Annotated in this window: 24 protein-coding genes and 1 pseudogene; 15 read left to right on the top strand and 10 right to left on the bottom strand. The window is 61.6% G+C overall.

All coding sequences use genetic code 11. The features are described from left to right. The first annotated feature begins 95 nt into the window (after positions 1-95). The 6 genes and pseudogenes from crcB to AC1RTB_RS00390 all read left to right on the top strand — a co-directional run bounded on the left by crcB (position 96) and on the right by AC1RTB_RS00390 (position 4,507). Positions 96-473, top strand: a complete 378-nt coding sequence (gene crcB / locus AC1RTB_RS00415) for a fluoride efflux transporter CrcB (RefSeq protein ID WP_492877150.1) — start codon at positions 96-98, stop codon at positions 471-473. Positions 474-508: 35 nt separating this feature from the next. After that, the gene (locus AC1RTB_RS00410) at positions 509-1,492 is read left to right on the top strand and encodes an RluA family pseudouridine synthase (RefSeq protein ID WP_492877152.1); all 984 of its coding nucleotides are present in this window, start codon (positions 509-511) and stop codon (positions 1,490-1,492) included. Between the two features lie 23 nt (positions 1,493-1,515). Then, complete coding sequence (locus tag AC1RTB_RS00405; protein ID WP_492877314.1) at positions 1,516-2,166, top strand: HAD-IA family hydrolase; 651 nt, start codon at positions 1,516-1,518, stop codon at positions 2,164-2,166. Between the two features lie 39 nt (positions 2,167-2,205). Then, positions 2,206-2,459, top strand: a pseudogene (locus AC1RTB_RS00400) (EamA/RhaT family transporter); the annotation flags it as partial. A 2-nt stretch (positions 2,460-2,461) separates the two neighbouring features. Beyond that, on the top strand, positions 2,462-3,256 hold the full coding sequence (locus AC1RTB_RS00395; RefSeq protein WP_492877154.1) for an ATP12 family chaperone protein: 795 nt from the start codon (positions 2,462-2,464) through the stop codon (positions 3,254-3,256). A 210-nt stretch (positions 3,257-3,466) separates the two neighbouring features. Beyond that, entirely contained in the window at positions 3,467-4,507 is a 1,041-nt protein-coding gene (locus tag AC1RTB_RS00390; RefSeq protein WP_492877156.1) for a glutamine synthetase beta-grasp domain-containing protein, read from the top strand. Positions 4,508-4,668: 161 nt separating this feature from the next. Here the strand turns inward: AC1RTB_RS00390 and AC1RTB_RS00385 are convergent, their stop codons facing one another. From AC1RTB_RS00385 to AC1RTB_RS00375, 3 genes are all read right to left on the bottom strand, one after another. Next, positions 4,669-5,472, bottom strand: coding sequence for a class I SAM-dependent methyltransferase (locus AC1RTB_RS00385; protein ID WP_492877158.1), 804 nt, complete (start codon positions 5,470-5,472; stop codon positions 4,669-4,671). A gap of 140 nt (positions 5,473-5,612) precedes the next feature. Further along, entirely contained in the window at positions 5,613-7,022 is a 1,410-nt protein-coding gene (gene glnA / locus AC1RTB_RS00380) for a type I glutamate--ammonia ligase (protein ID WP_492877160.1), read from the bottom strand. Between the two features lie 49 nt (positions 7,023-7,071). Beyond that, positions 7,072-7,410 (bottom strand): P-II family nitrogen regulator, encoded by a 339-nt coding sequence (locus AC1RTB_RS00375; protein WP_091913600.1) that lies wholly within the window; start codon positions 7,408-7,410, stop codon positions 7,072-7,074. A 113-nt stretch (positions 7,411-7,523) separates the two neighbouring features. Between AC1RTB_RS00375 and AC1RTB_RS00370 the strand changes: the two genes are divergently transcribed. Then, complete coding sequence (locus tag AC1RTB_RS00370; RefSeq protein ID WP_492877162.1) at positions 7,524-7,748, top strand: hypothetical protein; 225 nt, start codon at positions 7,524-7,526, stop codon at positions 7,746-7,748. Beyond that, positions 7,738-9,237, top strand: coding sequence for an NAD(P)H-hydrate dehydratase (locus AC1RTB_RS00365; RefSeq protein ID WP_492877164.1), 1,500 nt, complete (start codon positions 7,738-7,740; stop codon positions 9,235-9,237). The genes AC1RTB_RS00370 and AC1RTB_RS00365 overlap by 11 nt, the downstream gene beginning before the upstream one ends. Positions 9,238-10,190: 953 nt before the next feature. Here the strand turns inward: AC1RTB_RS00365 and AC1RTB_RS00360 are convergent. After that, positions 10,191-10,952, bottom strand: coding sequence for an SDR family NAD(P)-dependent oxidoreductase (locus tag AC1RTB_RS00360; RefSeq protein WP_492877166.1), 762 nt, complete (start codon positions 10,950-10,952; stop codon positions 10,191-10,193). Positions 10,953-11,049: 97 nt separating this feature from the next. On the opposite strand from AC1RTB_RS00360, the gene AC1RTB_RS00355 reads away from it, so the two are divergent. Next, positions 11,050-11,676 carry a TetR/AcrR family transcriptional regulator gene (locus AC1RTB_RS00355; protein WP_492877168.1) on the top strand — a complete coding sequence of 209 codons (627 nt, stop codon included), beginning with the start codon at positions 11,050-11,052 and terminating at the stop codon, positions 11,674-11,676. A gap of 16 nt (positions 11,677-11,692) precedes the next feature. Here AC1RTB_RS00355 and AC1RTB_RS00350 read toward each other — a convergent pair whose 3' ends face one another. After that, a complete protein-coding gene (locus tag AC1RTB_RS00350; protein WP_492877170.1) occupies positions 11,693-12,493 on the bottom strand; it encodes a DUF72 domain-containing protein in 801 nt (266 codons plus the stop codon). Between the two features lie 554 nt (positions 12,494-13,047). Between AC1RTB_RS00350 and AC1RTB_RS00345 the strand changes: the two genes are divergently transcribed. Both AC1RTB_RS00345 and AC1RTB_RS00340 read left to right on the top strand, forming a co-directional pair. After that, positions 13,048-13,833, top strand: coding sequence for a hypothetical protein (locus AC1RTB_RS00345; protein WP_492877171.1), 786 nt, complete (start codon positions 13,048-13,050; stop codon positions 13,831-13,833). Positions 13,834-14,178: 345 nt separating this feature from the next. Beyond that, complete coding sequence (locus AC1RTB_RS00340) at positions 14,179-14,808, top strand: MBL fold metallo-hydrolase (protein WP_492877173.1); 630 nt, start codon at positions 14,179-14,181, stop codon at positions 14,806-14,808. 106 nt (positions 14,809-14,914) lie between these two features. Here the strand turns inward: AC1RTB_RS00340 and AC1RTB_RS00335 are convergent, their stop codons facing one another. After that, on the bottom strand, positions 14,915-15,328 hold the full coding sequence (locus tag AC1RTB_RS00335) for a hypothetical protein (RefSeq protein WP_492877175.1): 414 nt from the start codon (positions 15,326-15,328) through the stop codon (positions 14,915-14,917). A gap of 4 nt (positions 15,329-15,332) precedes the next feature. Further along, the gene (gene uvrA, locus AC1RTB_RS00330) at positions 15,333-18,257 is read right to left on the bottom strand and encodes an excinuclease ABC subunit UvrA (protein WP_492877177.1); all 2,925 of its coding nucleotides are present in this window, start codon (positions 18,255-18,257) and stop codon (positions 15,333-15,335) included. Positions 18,258-19,145: 888 nt separating this feature from the next. Between uvrA and AC1RTB_RS00325 the strand changes: the two genes are divergently transcribed. The 3 genes from AC1RTB_RS00325 to AC1RTB_RS00315 all read left to right on the top strand — a co-directional run bounded on the left by AC1RTB_RS00325 (position 19,146) and on the right by AC1RTB_RS00315 (position 22,465). Further along, positions 19,146-19,649, top strand: a complete 504-nt coding sequence (locus tag AC1RTB_RS00325) for a Holotricin-3 precursor (RefSeq protein WP_492877179.1) — start codon at positions 19,146-19,148, stop codon at positions 19,647-19,649. Positions 19,650-20,035: 386 nt separating this feature from the next. After that, a complete protein-coding gene (gene ssb / locus AC1RTB_RS00320; RefSeq protein ID WP_492877181.1) occupies positions 20,036-20,626 on the top strand; it encodes a single-stranded DNA-binding protein in 591 nt (196 codons plus the stop codon). Between the two features lie 363 nt (positions 20,627-20,989). Then, entirely contained in the window at positions 20,990-22,465 is a 1,476-nt protein-coding gene (locus tag AC1RTB_RS00315) for an MltF family protein (protein ID WP_492877182.1), read from the top strand. Between the two features lie 69 nt (positions 22,466-22,534). On the opposite strand, the gene AC1RTB_RS00310 is transcribed toward AC1RTB_RS00315, so the two are convergent. Both AC1RTB_RS00310 and AC1RTB_RS00305 read right to left on the bottom strand, forming a co-directional pair. Beyond that, entirely contained in the window at positions 22,535-23,680 is a 1,146-nt protein-coding gene (locus tag AC1RTB_RS00310) for an HlyD family secretion protein (RefSeq protein WP_492877184.1), read from the bottom strand. Next, a complete protein-coding gene (locus tag AC1RTB_RS00305; RefSeq protein WP_492877186.1) occupies positions 23,677-23,985 on the bottom strand; it encodes a DUF3302 domain-containing protein in 309 nt (102 codons plus the stop codon). Before AC1RTB_RS00305 ends, AC1RTB_RS00310 begins: the two co-directional genes overlap by 4 nt. A gap of 161 nt (positions 23,986-24,146) precedes the next feature. Here AC1RTB_RS00305 and AC1RTB_RS00300 point away from each other — a divergent pair, with 161 nt between their 5' ends. Continuing rightward, positions 24,147-24,647, top strand: a complete 501-nt coding sequence (locus tag AC1RTB_RS00300) for a ClbS/DfsB family four-helix bundle protein (protein WP_492877188.1) — start codon at positions 24,147-24,149, stop codon at positions 24,645-24,647. 77 nt (positions 24,648-24,724) lie between these two features. Here the strand turns inward: AC1RTB_RS00300 and AC1RTB_RS00295 are convergent, their stop codons facing one another. Next, positions 24,725-25,354, bottom strand: a complete 630-nt coding sequence (locus tag AC1RTB_RS00295) for a MarC family protein (RefSeq protein ID WP_492877189.1) — start codon at positions 25,352-25,354, stop codon at positions 24,725-24,727. Between the last annotated feature and the right edge of the window lie 117 nt (positions 25,355-25,471).

The raw sequence follows: 25,471 nt of genomic DNA, 5'->3' as shown, positions 1-25,471 counted from the left end.
TTTCGTAGCGAAAGCGATGCGATCTGGCCGCTTGAGACCACCGCAGCTACGCTTTAACTATTGACCGGCTTTTCGCGCGCGGGCAGGAAATCGCCATGCTTCATCTCACTCTCGTTGCACTCGGCGGCGCCATAGGTGCCTCGCTGCGCCATCTCGCCAATCTTGTCGCGCTCCGACTTGCTGGACCGAATTTTCCGTGGGGCACGATGGCGATCAATATCGTCGGCTCCTTTGCCATGGGCCTGTTCGTCGGGTTCCTGGCGCGCCGGTTTGGCACGTCGAACGAACTCAGGTTGTTCGTCGCCACGGGCATCCTCGGCGGCTTCACCACTTTTTCGGCATTTTCACTGGATTTTGCCACCTTGTGGGAGCGCGGATCGACATTTTCGGCCTTCGGTTATGCGTTTGCCAGCGTCATTTCAGCCATTCTGGCGCTGTTCTTGGGAATGTGGCTCGCAAGAAGCGTCGGCTGATGCTATTGGGCCGCTTCGAAAAGGACGATTGAAAAATGGCTGGCGTTGAACAGATCACGGTGGAAGCCGGCGAAACGGGCATGAGGCTCGACCGCTGGTTCAAGTCCCATTTTCCGGGGCTCGGCTTCGGCCACCTGCAAAAGCTGCTGCGCTCGGGCCAGATCCGGGTCGATGGCGGTCGCGTCAAGGCCGACACGCGTGTCGAGCCAGGCCAGACGATCCGCATCCCGCCGCTCGAGGTCGACAAGAAGAACAACGGCCCGCTGACCGCCCGCACCATGCGTGATCAGGACGATGGCGATGTGCTGGCGCAGATGCTGATCTACGAAGACTCCAAGGTCTTTGTCTTCAACAAGCCTGCTGGCCTTGCCGTACAGGGTGGCTCCGGCATCGTGCGCCATCTCGACGACATGCTCGAGGCCTGGCGCAGCAAGAAGGGCGAGAAGCCGCGCCTTGTGCACCGCCTCGACCGCGACACGTCGGGCGTGCTGGTCGTGGCGCGTACGCGTCTGGCGGCGATGAAACTCGCCGAGGCCTTCCGCGCACGTGAAACCAAGAAGACCTATTGGGCTCTGGTCAAGGGCGCGCCGCCAAAGCGCGAAGACAAGATCTCGACCTGGCTGATCAAGGAACAGACACCCGACGGCGACCGCATGCGCGTCGCCAAGCATGGCGAAAAGGGCGCCGACCACGCGGTTACATATTACCGTGTGCTCGAGCAGGCTGCCCAGACCATGACCTGGCTGGAAATGGAGCCATATACCGGCCGCACCCATCAGCTGCGCGTGCACGCTGCCTATATTGGCTGCCCGATCATCGGCGATCCCAAATATTTCGAACACGACACCAACTGGGAGTTCCCAGGTGGTCTGCAAAACAAGCTGCATCTGCATGCGCGCCGCATCGTCATCCCGCATCCCGACAAGGGTATCATCGACGTCACCGCTCCAATGCCGCCGCATATGCGCCAGAGCTGGAACCTGATTGGCTTCGACGACGAAAGCGGGGAGCCGGCGTGACGGCTGGCAACTCAGCCGCATCGCTGAAGCTCGTCCTGTTCGATTGCGACGGAACGCTGGTCGACAGCGCCGACATCATCCACGCCTCGATGGTGACGACTTTTCGCGAGGCCGGCCTGCCGGAGCCGACTCCCGATGCGACCAAGAGCATCATCGGGCTGACGCTTGACCTCGCCATAGCGACTTTGCTTGAACGCCCGCGCGACGCCGAATGCGCGCGCCTGGCGGAGCGCTACAAGGAGCATTTCATCGCTTCGCGTCAGCTGCCGACCTTCAGCGAGCCACTTTATGACGGCATTGCCGAGCTGATCGAAACGCTGGCCAAGCGCGACGACGTGCTGATTGGCATGGTCACCGGCAAGTCGCGCCGGGGCGTGCAAAGGGTTCTGGAAACCTACGGTTTTAAGCGCCATTTCGTCACCATTCGCACCGCCGACGACTGCCCGTCCAAGCCGCATCCGGCCATGGTGCTGGAATGCTGTGCCGAAACCGGCATCGATCCGGCTTCGACCTATGTGATCGGCGACGCCATCTATGACATGCAGATGGCGAGGAGTGCAGGTGCACAGGCTATCGGCGTTTCCTGGGGCTACCACCACCGCGACGGCCTGTTTGCCACCGGCGCGCATGCGGTACTGACCACCCCAAGCGAGCTGCTTGCCCTTATCGACTAGCCGGACCAAGTGGGCCGGTGCCAAGACGTATCGGCAGCCGCCACCGGCGCGCTGCTGTTTCAGGCTGTTTATGTCATTGCGTTCACCTATATTCTCTGGTGCTGGCTGATGCGGGGTTATCCTGGGGCGGGGCTTTTCAGCTTTGCCCTTCTGTCGCCGGCATTCGGCGTGATATGCGGCTGGTGCTCGGCGAGCCATTGACCTGGAACATTTTTCTGGCGCTTGGCCTGATCGTGGCCGGGCTGATCATTGTAAACCGGCCCGCGCGCAAGCGCGTGACTGTTACGGAGTAGAGATGCGAGACATTCTAACGGACCTCGAAACCAGCGACCTGCTGTCCGATCCAGATCCGATCCGTCGCGCCCAGAGCACGATGCGCAAGCACCTGCCCAAGCGGTTTTATGAAACGGCCTCGGTTGCATCAGTTGAAGAAGGCCATGCGGTCCAGCTCGATGGCAAGGCAGTGCGCACGCCGGGCAGGGCGGTGCTTGCCCTGCCGACCAAGGCGGCCGCACAGCTTGTGGCAGACGAGTTCGCTGCCCAGGTCGAAACCATCGACCCCTTCACCATGCCGGTGCTGCGCCTGATCAATACGGCCATCGACGGTGTTTCCACCGACCCGCAGGCGGTGCTCGAGGATATCTTGCGCTTCTCGTCGTCCGACCTGCTTTGCTATCGCGCCGAACAGCCGGAACGGCTGGTTGGGCGGCAATCGGAAGCATGGGACCCGATCATCGATTGGGCGCGGGCGTCGCTCGGCGCGCATTTCGTCGTGGCCGAAGGCGTCATGCATGTCGAGCAGCCGCGCGCGGCGATCGCCGCCCTTGGTGTCCATTTGTCCCAACGCGCCGAACCGATGCGCCTGGCAGCACTGCACCTGATGACCACTTTGACCGGTTCAGCCCTTCTGGCGCTGGCAGTCGAGATGGGCGAAATCACAGTCGAAGAGGGCTGGGCCGCTGCCCATGTCGACGAGGACTGGCAGATCGAGCATTGGGGTCAGGATTCCGAAGCCGTCGCCCGTCGCGCCAACCGCAAACGCGACATGCTGTCGGCGGTGGCGCTGCTTGAGGCGCTGAAGGCGGACTGACACGCTCGCCGCGCACTTTGCGGGTCCCGCCCAGCTCTTGTGCAGAACGTCAGCACTGCTGTCCAGCTTTGCCTATTCTTTGAGCATCCCCGTTATCCGCACCCTCAGCTTGGGGCGCGGCTGCGGGGATTTTCAATTGGCACGGGGCTTGCATCTCTCATTTCGACGAACGCCGCCAATGGCAGACAGGCACGACACTGAGAGGTTAGCATGACGAAGTACAAGCTCGAGTATATTTGGCTGGACGGATATACTCCTGTGGCCAATCTTCGCGGGAAGACGCAGGTCAAGGAATTTGCTGAATTCCCCAAGCTGGAGCAGCTTCCCTATTGGGGTTTTGATGGCAGCTCGACAATGCAGGCGGAAGGCAAGAGCTCGGACTGTGTCCTGAAGCCTGTCGCCGTCTATCCCGATCCGGCGCGGCTCAATGGCGTGCTGGTGATGTGCGAAGTGATGATGCCGGATGGTGTCACGCCGCATGCGTCGAACACCCGCGCCACCGTGCTTGAGGATGATGGCGCCTGGTTCGGTTTCGAGCAGGAATATTTCTTCTACAAGGACGGCCGCCCGCTTGGCTTCCCCGAAACCGGCTTCCCGGCACCGCAGGGCCTGTACTACACCGGCGTCGGCTATCAGGCCGTTGGCGACGTCGCGCGCCAGATCGTCGAGGAACATCTCGACCTCTGCCTCGCCGCCGGCATCAACCACGAAGGCATCAATGCCGAAGTGGCCAAGGGCCAGTGGGAATTCCAGATTTTCGGCAAGGGCTCGAAGAAGGCCGCCGACGAGATGTGGCTGGCGCGCTACCTGCTGCAGCGCCTGACCGAAAAATACGGCATCGACATCGAGTATCACTGCAAGCCGCTCGGCGACACCGACTGGAACGGCTCGGGCATGCACGCCAATTTCTCGACCGCCTATATGCGCGAGAAGGGCGGCAAGGCCTATTTCGAAGCGCTGATGGCGGCGTTCGCCGATGCACGTGCCGATCACATCGCGGTCTACGGACCCGACAACCATCTGCGCCTGACCGGCAAGCACGAGACGGCTTCAATCGACGTCTTCACCTGGGGCGTCGCCGACCGCGGCGCATCGGTACGCGTGCCGCATAGCTTTGTCCGCGACGACTATCGCGGCTATCTCGAAGACCGCCGCCCGAACTCGCAGGGCGACCCCTACCTGATCGCCTCGCAGATCCTGAAGACGATCGCAGAGGTGCCCACCAGCTTCGAGAAGAAGGCGGCCGCCTGACTTTTTCCAACACGACCGGCGTTCGAAACGCCGGCCGCGACACTTCTTTTGAAAAGTCCTTCTTGGGCGCGGTAACAAAAATCCCGGCAAACGTCGGGATTTTTGTTACCGTATGCGAACCTGCTGTCGCGCGGCGTGCGAACGCAGCCTGTTTGCCGCGTCTATCCGAAGCGTTGCAGCCCAAGACGCCGGCGCAGCGCATCCCAGGCAGTGAAATTCTTGCCTATATCCGCCGCGCCCTGCCGCGCCTCGAATGATGGGGGCTCGCCCGCCACCGGCGATTTCTTAAGTGTGATTGCCTGCGCTGCCGGAAACTCGGCAGAGCAGATCGATACGGATTGCGCGCCGGCTTGAAACGCATAGGTCCAGAAGTCCGCACCGAACTCGGTGTGAACGACATAGTCGTCGGCGTTGTTTGCACTGCTGCCGTGGAAGCTCTTGGGCAGTCCGTCGCGACTGCGCGAGAGGCGCCCAACAATAATTGGAATGGTGAAGAAGACAGCTCCGATGTCGGTGACGACACGCAGGCATTCTTTGAGGGCTGTGACTGGGTGAGGAATGTGTTCCAACGTGTCCGAATGCACGACGATGTCGAATGACGCGTCTTGATATGGCATCGCCGTCATGTCGACCGCGGGATAATCGGCACGCACATAGCCGGGGAGTGCTGCCAGCATGTCCGAGACTACCAGGCATCCGTTGAGGTCCAGGATTCGGACGCCTTGGTATCGTCTGTCGGCTACGATCTGGTTCAACGGCATAGTCGTCTGCAGGTATGATTGAATGGCCTGTACCAGGGCGATGGCGCGAAGCTGCGTCCCGCAGCTCTGGCATGACGTGCCCTGCTGTCTGTCGATATACTCGACCTCGGTCGGGCCAAGTTCCCATTCGGCGATCAAGCCTTGCCAAAGCACATGCCCGTGGCAGAATTCGTTGGCGCCACAGACGCTACATCTAGAGATCATCGGTTTTTCCTAGCAGGCTGCCACGCATTTCAAAGCTGCGGAGAGATTCGCAATCATGCCTTAGCCCTTCGCACAATTGTGCGTAGAAAATCAAAACCCCGGCTTTCGCCGGGGTTCCTTTCTACCTGAAACGATCTGGTTCAGACCGAGTAATACATGTCGTATTCGACCGGGTGCGGGGTCATTTCGAGGCGCATGACCTCGGCCATCTTCAGTTCGATGAACGAGTCGATCTGGTCGTCGTCGAAGACGCCGCCGGCCTTGAGGAAACCACGGTCCTTGTCGAGGCTCTGGAGCGCTTCGCGCAAGCTGCCGCAGACGGTCGGGATCTTCTTCAGCTCCTTGGCCGGCAGGTCGTAGAGATCCTTGTCCATCGGCTGGCCGGGGTGGATCTTGTTCTTGATGCCGTCGAGGCCGGCCATCAGAAGCGCGGCAAAGCAGAGATAGGGGTTTGCGCCCGGATCGGGGAAGCGGACCTCGACGCGCTTGGCCTTCGGCGAGTTGCCGAACGGAATGCGGCAGGAGGCCGAACGGTTGCGGGCCGAATAGGCGAGCAGCACCGGAGCCTCATAACCCGGCACCAGACGCTTGTAGGAGTTGGTCAGCGGGTTGGTGAAGGCGTTGACTGCCTTGGCGTGCTTGATGACGCCGCCGATGAAATAGAGGCAGCTTTCCGAAAGGCCTGCGTATTCGTTGCCGGCGAAGGTCGGCTTGCCGTTCTTCCAGATCGACATATGGACATGCATGCCCGAGCCGTTGTCACCGAAGATCGGCTTCGGCATGAAGGTGGCCGTCTTGCCATAGGCATTGGCGACCTGGTGCACGACATACTTGTAGATCAGCATCTTGTCGGCGTTGCGGACCAGCGTGTCGAACTTGATGCCAAGCTCGTGCTGGGCAGCCGCCACCTCGTGGTGGTGCTTTTCGACGCGCACGCCCATCTCGGACAGCACGGTCAGCATTTCCGAGCGCATGTCCTGGCAGCTGTCGATCGGCGGCACCGGGAAATAGCCGCCCTTGACGCGCGGACGGTGGCCAAGGTTGCCGGTCTCGTAGTCGGTGTCGTCGTTGGACGGCAGTTCGGTCGAGTCGAGTTTGAAGCTGGTGTTGTAGGGGTCGGCCTTGTACTTGACGTCGTCGAAGACGAAGAATTCGGCTTCCGGGCCGACGAAGATGGTGTCGCCGATGCCTTCGGCCTTGAGATAGGCCTCGGCTTTCTTGGCGATGCCGCGCGGATCGCGGTTGTAGGCCTCGCCCGAAACCGGGTCGAGAATGTCGCACAGGATGACCATGGTCGACTGGGCGAAGAACGGGTCCATGTGGACCGTGTCCATGTCGGGCATCAGCACCATGTCGGACTCGTTGATGGCCTTCCAGCCGATGATCGACGAACCGTCGAACATGACGCCGTCGGCGAACATCTCTTCTTCGACTTCGGCGATGTCCATGGTGACGTGATGGAGCTTGCCCTTCGGATCGGTGAAGCGCAGGTCAACGAACTTCACGTCGTTGTCCTTGATCTGCTTCATGATGTCTTTGGCTGTCGTCATGATGTTTCCCTGTGTGATGACGTTTGAACGAGAATGGGCTGTTTCGAGGTCAGATGGCGTCGATACCGGTCTCGCCGGTGCGGATGCGCACGACTTCCTCGATGTTGGAGACAAAAATCTTGCCGTCGCCGATGCGGCCGGTCTGGGCCGCCTTGCGGATCGCCTCGATGGCCGCTTCGACCGATTCGTCGCCGAGCACGACTTCGATCTTCACCTTGGGCAGAAAATCGACGACGTATTCGGCGCCGCGGTAAAGCTCGGTATGGCCCTTCTGGCGGCCAAAACCCTTGGCTTCGGTGACGGTAATGCCTTGCAAGCCAGCTTCCTGGAGCGCTTCCTTCACTTCGTCGAGCTTGAACGGCTTGATGATCGCTTCGATCTTTTTCATGCGAATATGGCCTCCACTGGCGTAACTCAGGGGTGATGCACCCACTCGCGCATCTTTCAAGCACGAAGCGTGCCAAGTCGAGTGGCTGCGGCGACTTTGTTCGGTTTGTCTGCATGGCAGCCAAAGACCTGGGGATTGGAACCGATTTCAGCCGGTTGGTCGAGATGCGCCCAAAATTTCATCGCTCCATGCTTTGCTCAGATGCACAAAAAAGCAGCAACATGCTCATGATTTGTACGCGGCCGGTCACCCGCATTGGCGTTTGGGCAGGATGCGGCGGCGTGCTAACTCTCAAGCCATTGTCAGAACCGATCCGGGATGACCGCCATGGCATTTGAACTGCTGACCTCAAGCGAGATGAGCGAAGCCGACCGGTTGACGATCGCCGCAGGGCCGGTCGACGGCATCGGCCTGATGCGCCGGGCAGGGCGCGCCATTGCCGATGTCATCCTTGCGCGGTTTGCCGGCGCACAGGCGGTGCATGTGCTGTGCGGGCCGGGCAATAATGGCGGCGACGGTTATGTCGTCGCGCGCCTGCTTGCCCAAAGCGGCGTCGATGTCAGGCTTTTCGCAACCGCCAGCCCGCGCGTCGGCAGCGATGCGGCCCTTGCCGCCGCCGAATGCCCGGTCGAGGTTCGGCCACTGGCGGCTTTCGCACCCACATCAGGTTCAATGGTGGTCGACGCGCTCTACGGTGCCGGCTTGTCCAAGCCGTTGACGGGCGAGGTTCTTTCCGCGATCGCGCGGACGGTCGAGGCGAGCGTGCCTGTCGTCGCGGTTGACCTGCCGTCGGGCGTGTCGGGTGACACAGGCGAGGTGTTGGGCGGTGCCTTCACGGCGGCCCTGACAGTGACCTTTGCCCGCAAGAAGCCGGGGCACCTGCTGTTTCCCAGCCGGGCGCATTGCGGCGAGACCGTCGTTGCCGATATCGGCATCTCGGATGCCACCGTTGTCGCCACAAGCACGCGTTGCTTCGAGAACGATCCGGCATGGTGGCTGCCATTGTTTCCCTCACCCGCCAACGACGCTCACAAATACAGCCGCGGCCATGTCGGTGTCTTTTCCGGCGGCTTGGCTGCGACCGGTGCTGCACGCCTGTCGGCGATGGCTGCGGCGCGCGCGGGAGCAGGCGCGGTAACGGTTTTGTCGCCGGGCGCGGCTTTGGCCACCAACGCCGCGCATCTGACCTCGATCATCCTGAGGCGCTCGGACACGCTTGCGGACGCACTGGCTTTTCTCGGCGCGCGCAAGCCGGAGGTGCTGGTCTATGGTCCCGGCCTTGGGCCCGAGCCGGAGGTCGGCCGCTTCGCGCTCGAGCTGATGTCAGTCGCCGACAGGCGGTTTGGCGCGCTGGTGCTCGATGCCGACGGCATCACCTCGCTGTCGCATCAGCGCGCGGCGTTTTTCGAGGCGGCGAAACGGGCGACTGGGCCGACACTCGTGCTGACGCCGCATCATGGCGAGTTCGGCCGGCTGTTTGCCGATATTGCGGCAGACGGCAAGCTGTCGAAGCTGCAACGCGCTCGGGCGGCGGCACAAAGCGCCAATGCGACTGTCATCTACAAGGGCCCGGATACGGTGATCGCTGCCGCGGACGGGCGCGCGGCGATCAACACCAACGGCACGCCGCTCCTGGCGACCGCCGGGTCGGGCGACGTGCTGTCGGGCATCGTTGCAGCCCTCATTGCTCAAGCCATGCCGCCATTCGAGGCCGCATGCGCTGCGGTGTGGATGCATGCCGAAGCGGCACGACGTTTTGGGCCCGGACTGATCGCCGAAGACCTGCCGCTGGCACTGCGGGAGGTGTTGGGGGAGTTGGGCGGGTAAGACTGCAAGCGATTCGGTGAGAATCGAGCTTCGCATTAGCGGCCGTCATCCCGGCCGAGCGCAGCGAGAGCCGGGACCTATTGATCAGCGCGGCCGGGTTCTCATTTCACGGTTCCGGTCATGAAGACCGCCAAGGCAAGGACCCGGCCGCGCTTGACGATTTGCTAGCCAATAGGTCCCGGCTCTCGCTGCGCTCGGCCGGGATGACGACGCCAGCGCAGGTGCCAAGCTTATTCACCGCCACGCTCGCTTTCGCGCCTGGCCTTTGTCAAAGAGCACTCCCTTGCAGGAGGTAGTTCGGGAAGCGGGGCGCGAGGCCGTGCCTTCCTAAGTTTATGTATGTGGCGCGACGTTCGCGCCCCGCCCGGTGTTCTTGCCCCGCTCAGTCGCCTCAACGCTTTCGCGCCGCCAGCCGCCGCAAGGCCCGGGCTTGGGGGCTCATCACCCAGCAGGAGATCCGACCTCCCGCCAGCCCGGCACCGGCGCTTCCCCCCCCCCGCTGCCCGGTGCGCACCGGGGTCCCGTGGAAGATCGCGAGGTGATGATACGGGAGGTGGAGAGGGCGTGGAAAAACGGGGGCGGCTATCCACGATGGTTGCTGACAAGGGGTGACAGTCGCTCGTGCCTTGCAAGGCAAATCCTGCAGGTCGTAATCCTTCGCACCCCCCACTGGCCTGCCGGCCATCTCCCCCTCAAGGGGGGAGATCACGCCGCCATCGACGCCCCAGCTAATCACCAACTTTGCAAGGCTTGTTCCCTACGAACTCGCAGGATGAGCACCGTCGCGGACGTGACTAATCTCCCCCCTTGAGGGGGAGATGGCCGGCAGGCCAGAGGGGGGTGCGAAGGAATGAGACGGTGAAAATTAGGAGCCCAAAGGCGTTGAGGAATTTGCTAACGTAGAAAACCTCTCCACGCGCCACGAACCGCAGCGCGTGGAAAGGGTTCGGCAATCAGGCGTTGGTGCCACCGTCGATTGTCAGTACAGCACCTGTCACAAAGCGGCTCTGCGGACCGGCAAGCCATGTCACAAGGCCAGCAATGTCGCCAGGCGAGCCGAATTTTGGGATGGCCATCAGGCTGCGCTGGTAGTCGGCGACATCGCCTTCTGCCGGGTTCATGTCGGTTTCGGTCGAGCCGGGGTGGACGACATTGACCGTGATACCGCGCGGCCCCAGATCGCGCGCCAGCCCCTTGGTCAGGCCGACCAGTGCGGCCTTGCTGGCCGAATAGAGGCTGATGCCTTCGAACGGCACACGATCGGCGAGATTGCTGCCGATGGAGATGATCCGGCCGCCTTCCGGCATGACGTTGGCCGCCGCTTTCGAGGCGATGAATGGCGCACGGAAATTGACCGCCATGGTTTCGTCGAGCTGTTCCAGCGTCACCGTGTCGATGGTGCCGGCATGCCAGATGCCGGCGCTGTTGACGAGGATGTCGAGACGCCCGAACGCCGCGACGGTGCTGGCGACCGCGGCCTCGACAGCCGCCGCATCGGCATTGTCGGCCTGGATCGCCAAGCCGCGACGGGCGAGGGCCTCGATCTGCTTGACGACGGCCTCGGCCTTTTCCGCCGAACGCACATAAGTCAGGGCAACGTCGGCGCCGGCGAGGGCGAGCTGTACCGCAATGGCGGCGCCGATGCCGCGGCTGCCGCCGGTGACCAGTGCGACCTTGCCGGCGAGTTCAGTCGTATTGAGGTGCGAGGAGGGCATGATTTGATCTTTCTGTATTGGTCGATACAAAATAGATGGCACTCTTGCCGAATGTGGTCAAGGTCTTTATGTATCGATCATAACAGAAAGGTTTTCGATGTCTCAGAAGGGACGGCCACGCAGTTTTGACCGCGACGCTGCCTTGCGCCAGGCGATGCGGGTGTTCTGGCAAAAGGGTTATGACGGCGCGTCGCTGTCGGACCTGAAGACCGCAATGGGCATCAATTCGCCCAGCCTTTATGCTGCCTTCGGCTGCAAGGAAGCGCTGTTTCGCGAGGCTGTCGATCTCTATGGCGCAACGGAGGGGAGCGGCATCTGGGGCGCCTTCGACCGTCATGGCCGTGTGAGGGATGCGGTGGCGGATTTCCTGCGCGCCTCGGCAAAAGCCTTCAGCGAACCTGGCGATCCCAAGGGCTGCCTGATCGTCCTGGGCGCGCTCAATGTCAGCGAAACCAATGCCGAGGTGTTCCGCGATCTCAGCGATCGCCGCCTGTCGAGCGCGCGCGACCTGGCAAGCCGGCTGAAACTGGCGGTGGAGCAGGGCGAGTTGCCTGAGACAGTCGATTGCGACGCGATTGCCGCTTTCTATCTCGCCGTCCAGCAGGGCATGTCGGTGCAGGCGCGGGACGGGGCCTCGCGCGAAGCGCTGCTTGCGGTGGCAGACGGTGCGATGGCGGCATGGGATGCGCTGACGTCAGGCTCCGGGCGCAGCGCCGGAGCCTGACAGGGCGAACAAGGCCCTAACCGTTGATCCGCTTCATGAATGCCATGGCGCCGAACGGCGCGCGGACCTTGCCTTCGGTGATGAAGTAGACAAACACGTCGCGCGGCTTGACCGGTGCCTCGGTCTTGGGATCGGCGCGGGGCAGGTCGGCTGGCACGCCGCCGGCAGACCAGGTTCTTGCGCGCGCGGTCCATTCGTCGAGGCCCTTCGGCGTGTAGCAATCGTGATTGTCGTCGCTGCCGGTTTGCAGCCGCGCATAGACGAAATCGCCCGTCACATCAGCGATCGCCGGATATTTGGCGTGGTCGGCATAGACGATGGCGACATCATGTTTCCTGGCCAGTGCCGCGAATTCCGGCACGACGAAGGAGTCGTGCCGGACCTCGACCGCATGGCGCAGTTTCACGCCATCCTGCTTTTCCGGCAGAAGCTTGAGGAAGGCGCCGAAATCGTCTTCGTCGAACTTCTTGGTCGGCGCGAACTGCCACAGGATTGGCCCGAGCTTTTCGCCCAGAGCTGCCACACCAGACCCCAAAAACCGCGTCATCGACTCGCCGGCCTCGCCGAGCACGCGGCGGTTGGTGACAAAGCGGTTGCCCTTCAGCGCATAAACAAAGCCGTCGGGGGCCTCATTCGCCCATTTCAGGAAGGTCGGTTCCTTGAAGGAAGAATAATAGGTGCCATTGACCTCGATGGTCGGCACCTGCTGGGTGGCGAACTGCAGCTGCTTCGCCTTGGACAGCTTTTCGGGATAGAACGTGCCTTCCCAAGGCTCGAACGTCCAGCCGCCCATGCCTGCACGGATTTTTCCGGTCATTGCTACAATCCCTACGAATACGTGGCCCTACGAATACGTGGTCCAATGTCGGCCATTACTAGCCGAAGTCGCAATCAAGGTCACAGATGCAGTTGCGCCTGGGCACAATCATACTGACAAAAATTTCCGCATTCCCGAATGCGCGGTCGCGCCCATCGCTGTCGGCGCTTCAAAAGCTTGCTTGAAGTTTTACGTTTTATTCTGCGCTTGTGACTAAGTATTCGCCTCAAGCGTTCCGAACGTAAAGGATAACAACAGTGTCCACCTCCGCACAAATGACTTCGCACAAGCACGCACCAACTGTGTCATTGCCGAGGCGGCTTGGCCTTCTCGGTACCGCGCTCGTCACTCTCCTGTGCCTGGTGACATACGATGCTGCCATCCATGATCGTGATCTGCTCGAAAAAGACAGGGTGGACTGGTCAATCTTTGGCTTGGTCAGGCCCATCGTGTCTTTCGTTGCCGCCTGCCTGCTTGTCCTTGGCTTGCGGCCGCCCCCATCGAACGCGCGCCCGTTTGAAAACCGATCGGCATTGCTCGGTGTGGCGTATGTGATGGCCGGCCTCTTGCTGCTGACCACTGCAAGCGTGGTTCTGGCACCGCAGATACTGCTCGAGACGGTGCGCGAAGGGCAGTCGGTCAGCAATCTGACCGAGCTGGTGTTCCTGATCGCGCTTGCTGGCCTCGGTGCTGCCGGATGGCGCGCGCGCCGCGACCGGACGCGGGTATTCGGCCTGCCCGTGCCGCTGATTTTCGCGGCGATGTTTGTCGTCACGTTCCTCATTCTCATGGAGGAAATGTCGTGGGGCCAGCACTGGATCGGCTGGTCGGCCGGGCCGATGTTCGAAGGCAACGCCCAGGACGAGACGAACCTGCACAATTTTGCGACCTACAAATTCGAAGCCGCCTATTATTCGGCCGCGTTCCTGTTTTTCGTCGCTTTGCCAGCGTTCTGGCCCGCAAGGGTCAGCGGTTTGTGGGCGCAGGTGGAGCGGTTCGTTCCACCCAAGCTGCTCGCGCTGGCGAGCCTGCCGTTGACCGGCTTTCTCTACGAGGAATGGAACGTCGTTCCCTATCAGGTCTGGTTCTTCATGGGACTGCTGATCGCCATGCTGCTGGCCGCGGAACTGAGGCATGAGCGGCCAACCCTCCGCGTGGCCGGGCTGATGATGGCGATCCTGCTGCCTGTTTCCCAGCTCGTTTTCGTCTTTGGCGGGCACCGCATGATGGATGGCTACGAGCTGTCGGAGATCCGCGAGCTGCTGATCCCCGGCATCATCGCGGCTTATGGCTGGTGGCTGTTTTCAAGCCGTGCCGATACAGGCCGGTTTGCGGGGTGACCGGCAGCGCAAGGCTCGCCTTCAGCTGTGGAGCCGTGCCGTTTCCGTTCGCGGCTCAACTGAAGAGGCAATTCGATCGTGTTCAGCCACGTGCGTCGTTCATGCGCACTCCAAAAACCGATTGCAGAACGAGATCAGTTAACTTACTTTGAAACCAGTTGCATTATGCAACCATAATGGCTGCGCCGGCATGGGCAAAGCAAGTGGCATCGCCGACCCGTTCGGAATGAATCAGCCCCGCACGGCTGCGTCGACCATATGGCGTTTGAGCCAAGCCCCTCACTCTTCCGTCACTTCATTGGGGACATGCGAGGCAGCGTGCAAGATGTTGAAGGAGATGGGAAGATGAACGCCTACGCCTCAATCACCATCACGCCAATCCTCGTTGCCGATTTGAACGTCGAGGGCGAGCGGATGCCAGTCTACGTGCACGTCATCAACCATCCCGATGCGCGCATACTGGTCGATACCGGCATGACGGAGCTGCACCCGGCGGCGGTGGCCGCCTTCGATCCCTGTCTCTATCCGCTGAGCAAGCAGGACTTCGACCTCGCCAGCATCGACATCGTCGTCAACACACACCTGCACGCCGACCATTGCGGCGGCAACCACCTCTTCGCCGGCAAGCCGATCTACGTCCAGCGTCGTGAGCTCGAAGACGCGCACAGCGACGAGAACGAATACCCCATGCGCGAGTGGGTCGATGCGCCCGGCGTGCGGTATGTGCTGGTCGACGGCGAATTCGAGCTGCTTCCCGGGCTCCGGCTCGTCCCGGCGCCGGGCCACACAGCCGGCATGCAGGTCGTCGTGGTCGAGACTGGTGGGCGCCCGGTCGTCATTGGCGGCGACGTGGCGGTTTGGTTCGGCGAGCTTGACGAGCCGCGCAGCGAAGGCCAGCTGCGGGTGCTCGCTCTCGACCCCGAACTGGTCTGGCTCGCGCACGAGCACGAGCCGTGGCGCCCGCGCACCGTATGAGGCATGGCGCCCCAGATCACGCAATTTTTGCGAGCATAATGTTCGAAATGGTGCGAAGCGCCGTTCAGCGATGTCGGTGCCGATGAATCGCCTGACTGAGGAAAAGTCAGGCTTTGACAGGCCAATCTTCGAGGTCGAACCGCAGCTTTCCCGCAACGATACTGCCGTTCACGCCATAGGCAGCATCCCACTTTATGCGGAAACCATCGGGCACTTCCGAGATCACCATGTCGCCTATGATGCCCTGTAGGTTGGCGTCGACGAGGCTGACCTCGGTGACTGCGTCCAGAGTCACAGTCACCAGAACGTGTCGGTCGAGCACGAAGTGGCCTTTGTCGTCTACGGCGTCAGTCATGCGAAAGGCATGAATCCTGAGGCGACCGGGCTGGGCGGTTCGCAACTCTACATTCAAAAGCTCGGCATCGTGGAAGCGTGGCATATGCCCGAACCACTGGATGAGATCCGTTATGCCGGGAATGTCGGCAAGCGATTTGGTTTCAGCTTCGCTTGCCGAGTTCACAGCGCTACTCCGCCGCCTCGCGTTTCCTGCCCCCCGGGCGGCGCTCCAGCAACTCCTTGAGGAACTGGCCGGTATAGCTGCGCGGTTCGGCGACGATGTCTTCTGGTCGGCCACTTGCGACAAGTTCGCCACCGCCGTCGCCGCCCTCGGGGCCGAGGTCGAGAACCCAGTCGGCGGTCTTGATGACCTCGAGATTGTGCTCGATGACCACCACCGTGTTGCCCTGGTCGACCAGCTCGTGCAGCACTTCGAGAAGCTTGGCGATGTCGTGGAAGTGCAGGCCGGTGGTCGGCTCGTCGAGGATGTAGAGCGTCTTGCCGGTGGCCTTGCGCGACAGCTCCTTGGCCAGCTTGATGCGCTGGGCCTCGCCGCCCGACAGCGTGTTGGCCTGCTGGCCGATGTGGATGTAGCCGAGGCCGACCTGGTTGAGCGTCATCAGCTTGTCGCGCACGACGGGCACGGCGGCGAAGAACTCGACGCCTTCCTCGACCGTCATGTCGAGCACGTCGGCGATCGACTTGCCCTTGAACAGCACGTCGAGCGTTTCGCGGTTGTAGCGCTTGCCGTGGCAGACGTCGCAGGTGACGTAGACGTCGGGCAGGAAGTGCATCTCGATCTTGATGACGCCGTCACCCTGGCAGGCCTCGCAGCGGCCGCCCTTGACGTTGAACGAGAAGCGGCCGGGCTGGTAGCCGCGCGCCTTGGACTCCGGCAGACCGGCGAACCAGTCGCGGATCGGCGTGAAGGCACCGGTGTATGTGGCGGGATTGGAGCGCGGCGTGCGGCCGATCGGCGACTGGTCGATGTCGATGACCTTGTCGAGGAATTCGAGGCCCTCAATGCGATCGTGCTCGGCCGGATGCTCGCGCGAACCCATGATGCGGCGCGACGCCGCCTTGAACAGCGTCTCGATCAGGAAGGTCGACTTGCCGCCGCCCGACACGCCGGTGACGGCGGTGAAGGTGCCCAATGGGATTTCGGCGGTGACGCCCTTCAGATTGTTGCCGCGCGCGCCGACGACCTTGATGCGCCGGTTCTTCTTCAGTTCGCGCCGCACGGCCGGCATGGCGATCTCGAGTTCGCCCGACAGATACTTGCCGGTGATCGAGTTCGGATTGGCCATGACCTGCTGCGGCGTGCCTTCGGCGATGATGCTGCCGCCATGGATGCCGGCGGCCGGGCCCATGTCGACGACATAGTCAGCCGTCAGGATCGCGTCCTCGTCATGCTCGACGACGATGACGGTGTTGCCGATGTCCCGGAGGTGGCGCAACGTGTCGAGCAGGCGGGCGTTGTCGCGCTGGTGCAGGCCGATCGACGGTTCGTCGAGCACGTAAAGCACGCCGGTGAGGCCGGAGCCGATCTGCGACGCCAGGCGGATGCGCTGGCTTTCGCCGCCCGATAGCGTGCCGGAATTGCGCGACAGCGTCAGATATTCGAGCCCGACATCGTTGAGGAAGCGCAGCCGCTCGCGGATCTCCTTGAGGACACGAACGGCGATCTCGTTCTGCTTGTCGTTGAGGGAAGCGGGCAGTTGCTCGAACCAGGCATTGGCCTTGCGGATCGACTGCTCGGTGACTTCGCCGATGTGTTTTCCCGCGATCTTGACCGCCAGCGATTCAGGCTTGAGCCGATAGCCATTGCAGGCAGGGCAGGGCGTGGCCGACATGAAGCGCTCGATCTCCTCGCGCATCCAGGCGGATTCGGTCTCTTTCCAGCGGCGCTGGAGATTGGGGATGACGCCCTCGAAGGTCTTGGTCGTCTTGTAGGAGCGCAGGCCGTCGTCATAGTTGAAGGTGATTTCCTTCGCGCCGGTGCCGTGCAGGATCGCTTCCTGCGCCTCCAGCGTCAGATCACGCCAGCGGTCGCCGATCTTGAAGCCATAGACCTTGCCGAGCGCTTCCAGCGTCTGGCTGTAATAGGGCGAGGTCGACTTGGCCCAAGGGGCGACAGCGCCCTCACGCAGCGACACGTGGTCTTCCGGAACGATCAGCGCCGGGTCGATGGCGCGTTGATTGCCAAGGCCATCGCAGGCCGGGCAGGCGCCGAACGGATTGTTGAAGGAGAACAGCCGGGGTTCGATCTCGGGGATGGTGAAACCCGACACCGGACAGGCGAATTTTTCCGAAAAAAGAATGCGTTCGTGGGTTTCATTCGCCGATTTGTTGACCGCATCCGCGCCGGTCTGGCTGGCGTCCAGCGGCTTGTCGGCGAATTCGGCGACGGCCAGGCCCTCGGCGAGCTTGAGCGCGGTTTCCATCGAATCGGCGAGGCGGGTGGCCAGGTCGGGCCGCACGACGATACGGTCGACGACGACGTCGATGTCATGCTTGTATTTCTTGTCGAGCACCGGCGCTTCGCCGATCTCGTAGAAGGCGCCGTCGATCTTGACGCGCTGAAAGCCCTTCTTCTGGAGCTCGGCGAGTTCCTTTTTGTATTCGCCCTTACGGCCACGAACGATGGGCGCCAGGATGAACAGGCGGGTGCCTTCGTCGAGCGCCAGCACGCGGTCGACCATCTGCGAAACCGTCTGGCTCTCGATCGGCAGGCCGGTGGCCGGCGAGTAGGGCACGCCGACACGCGCAAACAAAAGGCGCATATAGTCGTAGATCTCGGTGACCGTGCCGACCGTCGAGCGCGGGTTCTTCGAGGTCGTCTTCTGCTCGATCGAGATCGCCGGCGACAGGCCGTCGATCTGGTCGACGTCGGGCTTCTGCATCATCTCGAGGAACTGGCGGGCATAGGCCGACAGGCTCTCGACATAACGGCGCTGGCCCTCGGCATAGATGGTGTCGAAGGCGAGCGAGGATTTGCCCGAGCCCGACAGGCCGGTCATGACGATCAGCCTGTCGCGTGGCAGGTCGAGATCGATGTTCTTGAGATTGTGTTCGCGCGCACCGCGAATGGAAATGTACTTGTGATCGGCCATTGCCGCGCCGCCGCCTCAAATCTGGAATTGCTCGGAGTGGCGGGTTTGCCCGACCATCCCCTCATGTAGGTATTTTCGCCGCCCGGTCGAGAGGCGTCGCAACCAAATGCGTTTAAGCGCCTTTGGCGGGCAGGGGCAAGTGAAAAGAACAAAGACCGAACGACATCCTGACAACGCTATGGCAGGAGCGTTGGTTGAACCCAGGCTCTGGATTCGGCTCTCCGATCACATTTTTTCCCCTCTAACAATTGTAGTTGACGTGGCCGAATCAGGGATGCAAACTCCTGAAGTCGCCTGAGGCCGAGCCTCCCTTGAGGGCTCCTCACCATGCTACGGTCGGTCTGCGAGACGCCGCAGACACGCGAGTTGAGCAGCAGGCGCACAAATGGCGCAACTGACGCAGGAGCTAGGCATGACTCCACCGGACAGTCCCAAAGGGTTCCGCTAACAAGCCGGAACCGCAGCAGGCGCAGGTGCCTGGCTTTCCCCTAGTGAAAAGCGCTCGCAAACCGCGACCCGTTGATCCCCCTACAATTTGAAACCATTGGTCGGATCGTTGGCTGTGAGCCACGAAGCATCCGAGAGAGCAAGCCGGTAAACCACTCCCGGCAGTCAAGGGTATAACCCGACAACAGGCCCCGTGCGCTCCTGGGAGCGGCGGGGCCATTTTTTGCGCCGACGGGGAATTGTACCGCGATTTCCTGCTGACAAGTCCCCTTGCGCCGCCAGCTTGCGCGCTATTTGCGAGGACACTGCCAACAGATGGAAAGGGCTCCACGCAGTTCGCCAGCCCTCACAAGCTGAAGGATGCGGGTTCAAGTCGTTGCCACATAACGGCCTCAAAAGGGCATGATCTCATCTGGTGGGGGCCTTGCAGGAACGACCACGATGAAATTGAAAAACCATTTCGCCGCGTTGGCTTGCCTCGGTTTGGTAGCTGGCAGCGCATCGCTAGGCCATGTCGATGGCTTTAGCTTGATTGGTAGTGCCCAAGCCAAAGACGGAGGTAATGGCAACGGCGGTGGGCACGACAATGGCGGCTCCGGTCACGCGTCGGCAGATCATGGCAAGTCGGATGCGCATGGCAAATCCGTCTCTCGCGAAACAACTGCCGCTGTATCGGAAGATGACTCTGACGCCAATTCGCTGGGAGCGTTGAATGCGGCTCATGCATCTGCCACCGCGCGCGCGCATGCCAATCCAAATTCGGCAGTCGGCAAGATTGCTACCTATGAAAAGAGCCGCGAAGCAGCATTGACCCTTCATGACCCTGCCGCCCAGGAGCAAGCTCTGGATGACGCGGAAGCCCGATTGGCGGCAGATTTCAAGCTTGCTGAACTGACGAATGAGCAGCTCAGCAAAATCAACGCCCTGCTGGATGCGCGGCGATAAGAACCGGTCGACCAGAAAAAAAGAAAGGGCTGCTTCGGCGGCCCTTTTGATACTGATGGGTTGCGAAACTGGCCAATGGGCTTGCCCAGGGCCAGACAGATACCGGCCACGGAGTTTCCACGAAGGCGGGTGATAAGAGACGGCCCGACTAGGGCAGGACGCAGACGGACGAGGCTAAGGCCCTAAGCTTGTCGCTTCGGCGTTGGGTTGGTTGTCAGGAGCCTCTTGCCAATTCGCATCATTGCCTATAGAACAAAAAAGGAACAAAACTATTTGTGGACAGCATGTGCTTTTCCGCCGGCGGGGGCGCATGCAGGTGGACGATGGGCTAATGTGCGCCCTCACATTTTCTTGGAATTGGTTTCGGACGAGCGCGGAGCGGTGTCATGGCAGGTAGCGTCAACAAGGTCATTCTGGTCGGCAATCTGGGTGCGGATCCTGAAATCCGCCGGCTCAATTCCGGCGAGCCGGTGGTCAACCTGCGCATCGCGACATCGGAAAGCTGGCGCGACAAGAATTCGGGCGAGCGCAAGGAAAAAACCGAGTGGCATCAGGTCGTCATCTTCAATGACAACCTCGCCAAGGTCGCCGAGCAGTACCTCAAGAAGGGCATGAAGGTTTACATCGAAGGCCAGCTGCAGACCCGCAAATGGGAGAAGGACGGCGTCGAGCGTTACAGCACCGAGATCGTGCTGCAGAAGTTCCGCGGCGAGTTGCAGATGCTCGACGCGCGCGGCCAAGGTGGTGACGCCGGCTATAGCGGCGGCGGTGGTGGTGGCCAGGTCGGTTATGGCGGCGGCCAAGGCGGCGGTGGTGGCTATGGCGGCGGCGGTGGTCGCGGTGGTTCCGATTTCGGCCAGTCGAGCCCGACCGACAGCTACGGCGGCGGTCGCGGCGGCTCGGGCGGTGGCGGTGGCCGCAGTGGCGGCCAGGGCGGCGGTTCGTCGCGCGATCTCGACGACGAAATCCCGTTTTGATCGCAATGAGCGGGCGGGAGATCGACATCGAGTTCGTCAAACGCCCGGCTCAGAGGCAGGTTGGCTAGGAAGGCACTTGTGCTGAAGCCGCCACGAAGCACGGCACTATCGGCGCCATGGGGCAGCCGCTGTAATTGGGTTGCGGATGGGCGCCTTTCAGGGCAACCAGCCAGCGGTTTACGGGTGCCGGCAACGGCATTTCTTTGCCGGCCTACCGGGCCGGCAATTCTGATGGGGGATTGGGCACCTGGGCAGTGCTCTCAAGGCTGGATTTTACAGCCGGTACAATTCTCAATTCGGCAATTGATCCGTGGTCGCGATGAGGCGGGTATGCGTGGTGGGCTGACTGTGTGGGCGCGCGACATGAAGACGTTGCTCGTCGCTGCGCTATGTATTTTGACCGGCATGCTGGCGGCGACGTCGGCCAGCCTTGCGCAGTCAATCGCCCCTGCGGCGCCTTCACTCATCTCCAGGCATCTCGACGATTTTGACGGCATGGCCCAGCGGCGGGTCGTGCGGATCATCGTACCGTTCAGCAAGACCATCTATTTTATCGACCGGGGGCAACAGCTTGGAACCGCCGTCGAGTTTGGCCTGGCGCTGGAGCAGGAGCTCAACAAGGGCAAGAAGAAAGAGGTCGACAAGATCCGCGTCGCCTTCATTCCCTTGCCGCGCGAGCGTCTTTTGCCAGCACTTGAGGAGGGGCTCGGCGATATCGTCATGGCAAATCTGACCGTCACCGAGGCACGCCAGTCAGAAGTGGATTTCACAGAACCGCTGTTTGGCGAGGCGAGCGAAGTGCTTGTCACCGGCCCCGCTGCTCCTGTCATCGCGTCCATAGCCGACCTCGCGGGCCAAGAGATTTCGGTCCGGCGCTCCAGCAGCTACTACGAGCATCTGACGGCCTTGAATGCGGATTTCGAAAAGAACGGCCGCAAACCGATCCAGATCAAGCCGATCGACGAGAACCTCGAGGATGAGGATCTGCTCGAGATGGTCAATGCTGGCCTTTTGAGCTGGACTGTCGTCGATATGCACAAGGCCAGTATCTGGGCGAAGGTTTTTACCGATATCGCCGTACGCGCCGACATCGTCGTGTCCGAGCATGATCAGATTGCCTGGGCGCTCCGCAAGGACAGTCCCAAGCTCAAATCCGTGCTCAACGATTTCGTCAAGACACATCGGGTCGGCACGACATTCGGCAACATCGTCCGGAATTCCTACTACAAGAGCGACAAGATGCTGAAGCGCGCTTATGCGTCGGCGGATGTCGAAAAATTCAAGGATCTTGTCGGGATTTTCCGCAAGCACGGCGGAACCTATTCCTTCGACTACCTGATGCTGATGGCGCAGGGCTACCAGGAGTCGCAGTTCGACCAATCCTTGCGGAGCCGGCGTGGCGCGGTGGGCATCATGCAATTGCTGCCGTCGACCGCGGCCGACAAGTCGGTCAACATCCTGGGCATCGACAAGGACGAAGACCGCAATGTGGAAGCGGGCTCGAAGTATCTCCGTTACCTCGTCGATACCTATGTCAATGACGAGGGTATCGCTGCGCGAGACCGGGTGCTGCTGGCTTTTGCCGCCTACAACGCCGGCCCGGCGAACCTGCGCAAATTCCGCGCCAAGGCTAAGGAGATGGGGCTCGATCCGAATGTCTGGTTTGGCAATGTCGAGCATTCCGCAGCCGAGATCGTCGGCCGCGAGACCGTCCAGTATGTCAGCAACATCTACAAATATTACGTCGCCTACGATCTGCTGGCTGAGCGCCTGACTGAGCAGGCACACGACAGCAACGCGACAATCGCCGACGCGCCGGCGACCTCGTCGGCGAACTGAGACACTGCTTGCGGTTGGCGGATCAACCGACGACCCGCCAAGTCGGCACCGCCCAAACAGGACTCCCGGCTACCTATCGAACACCACATAATTCTGCCAGGCGCGCATGCGGATGAGTATCTTGCGGATCTCGGCAAAAGCGCGGGCGTGATCGGTGTAGATGGCGACCTCGGCGGCGGATCCACCAGGCAGCTGGAACGCCGAGAGATCATCGAGGATTTCGATCTCGACCATAACGCGGCCCGGAACGGCGTTCTCCTGCGGCGACAACAGCTTTCCCGAAGGCTCCAGCTGTCCCTGGGCCATCGCCTGCACGACGGTCCTGACCTTGCCCTTGAAGATGCGCGCCGGAATGGCGTCGAATGAAATCTCGGCCTCGTCTCCTTCTTCTACCCGCTGCAGCGTTCCCTGTTTGAAGGCAGCGGCAAACACCTGCCGATCGGAATGCACGAAGGTCATGACCGGCAGCAGCGGCAGCGAGACGGCCATCATGCCGGGATGGAGGAAAATCTGGGTGGCGTAGCCGTCTGTGGGGGCGCGATAAACACTTTGCTCCAACTCGAAGCGCGCGCGCAACAACTCCGCCTCGAGTTCCGCGACCTTGGTATCGGTGTCGCCAATGAGCGATTTGGCGGTGAGCTTTGCCTGTTCCTCCTGGGCCGCAGCGGTGGCCAGGGCGCTCTCGGCGGAGAGGTAGACGGCGCGGCGGTTGTCGACCTGCGCTTGCGAAAACGGTGCCGAGGCCAGGCTGCCCTTGGTGTTGGCCGCGGTGTAGCGCTCGTACTCCTCCTTTGCCTGGTCCCGTGCCGCCTTGGCCTGGCCAACGAGCGCGGTCGCAGCCTTGAGTGCCGCCCCCCGCTCCAGCACGCCTTGCTTGGCGTCGGCGAGCTCAGCCTCGCGCCGTTCGACCATGTATTGGAACGGGCGCGGGTCGAGGCGGAAAAGCACGTCGCCCTTCTTGACGTGCGTATTCGCCTTCACCGGTACTTCGACCACCTGGCCATTGACCGGCGGGCTGACCGGCGTGGCGTAGAAATAGAGGCGGGCCTCGGTGGTGAAGGGGTGGTTGTAATTCATCACCAGCAGGATACCGCCGATGAGGAACGCTCCGGCGACAACGGCCGTTGTCAGCGTCCACTTGTTCGCCGGAACACGCAGCAGGCGAAACACAACGATGCAGACAGCAGCGTAGAGCAGGCAGAGAAGCGTCGTCATTGCTGCGCGCCCTTGTTTTCGAGCTGCTTTTCGAGCGCCGCAATTCGGTCTGCAAGTCGCGTGTCAGGCGGCGATCCCATGCCCCAGCCGCGATCAGGCCGGTACATCATCGCCCAGATCCACAGGAACGGCCAGATTGCATGGAGCGTGAATAGGCTCACCCAGCCCGCCGCCTCGATCGCGTCCTGATGCGGATGGTCGCGCGACTTGGCGATTTTGTAGGGAATGTCGTGGACGGCGATCAGCCCATAGGCAAATGCAATGACGATGAAGATCAGGAGCCCGAGCGCAACGTAGTCCAGCATAGATGTCGCCTTTTCCCAGACGTGAATCCTGACGCGTGGAGAAACTGCGTGATGACGACGGCAAAGGCAAGCCGTGCTTTTCTCGACGAAATCATGCCATTTTGCCTGAAGGGTTCATCTTCCAGTTTGCGATGAGATTTCGAGGGCGCATGGCAATCCCAATGAGCAAAACTGAACTGCTTGAGGCGATCAACGCGAGCTATGACAAGCTGGTGCGGGAACTCGCGGGCATTCCGGCAAATCTTGCCGACGAGGTCTCACTGGAGGGACACGCAAAGGGCTCGATGATGAGTGTCCATGACCTTGTCTCGTATCTCATTGGCTGGAACGAGCTGGTACTCAAATGGCATGCGCGCAAGCGCGCCGGTGAGACCGTCGATTTTCCGGAGAGCGGCTTCAGGTGGAACGAACTTGAGAAATTGGCGCAGAAATTCTATGGCGACTATGCCGAGCTGCCGTGGCCAGCGCTGCTGGAGCGTTTTGCCGATACCAAGGCGCGGATCGCACTGCTGGTGGAAGGCTACAGCGACACTGAGCTGTATGGCGCGCCATGGTACGAGAAATACACATTGGGCCGGATGATCCAGTTCAACACCGCGTCGCCTTACGCGAATGCGCATGGCAGGCTGCGCAAGTGGAAAAGGGCGAAGGGTCTGGCCTGATCGCGCAGGCAGGCGCGCCTAGACTGCCACCTCTGGAGGATTGCCTGGCCCGAGCGGCAAATCCATGAAGACGCAGCCTACATTGCCACCAGTTCCTTGATGCCATCGGCGACGAATTGCACCGCGAGCGCCGCAAGGATGACGCCGAGCAGGCGGGTGAGGATCGAACGGCCGGTCTGGCCGAGAAACTGGTCGATGCGCTCGGCCAGGATGAACACCAGGTAAGTCACCGCCAGGCAGGCGAGGATGATGAGCACGAGCGCTGTCTGTCCGGCCCATCCCTGGAACGAGCCGGAGAGCAGCACGGTGGCCGATATGGCGCCCGGGCCGGCGATCAGCGGAATGGCGAGCGGGAAGGCGGCGATGTTGTGGATGTGGTCTCGCGTGATCGCGACATCCGAAATCTTCTCCTTGCGGTCCTGCCGCTTTTCGAAAACCATTTCGAAAGCGATGAAGAACAGCAGGAATCCGCCCGCCACACGGAAGGCCGGCAGCGTGATGCCGAAGACGGTGAGGATGACCTTGCCTGCCACGGCGAAGATCGCAAGCACGACAAAGGCGATGACGCTCGCCCGCACCGAGACCTGCAGGCGCTGGTCGCGATTCATGCCACGCGTCACCGCCAAAAACAGCGGCGCCAGGCCTGGCGGATCGATGGTGACGAGGATGGTGACGAAGGCGTTGAAAACAGTGTCGAAAAGCGGCATTCGGCATCTCCCCGGCGAAAGCAGGCTAACCCGAGCGCGTCCGCAGCGCCAGAGCCATAGCGCATGAATGATGTGCGATGCGCGCGCAAAGGGCCAACAGAGCTGTCGGACTAACTG

The organism is Aminobacter sp. GW821-FHT11F06, from assembly GCF_058808215.1.
This window is presented reverse-complemented; position numbering and strand designations above follow the sequence as displayed.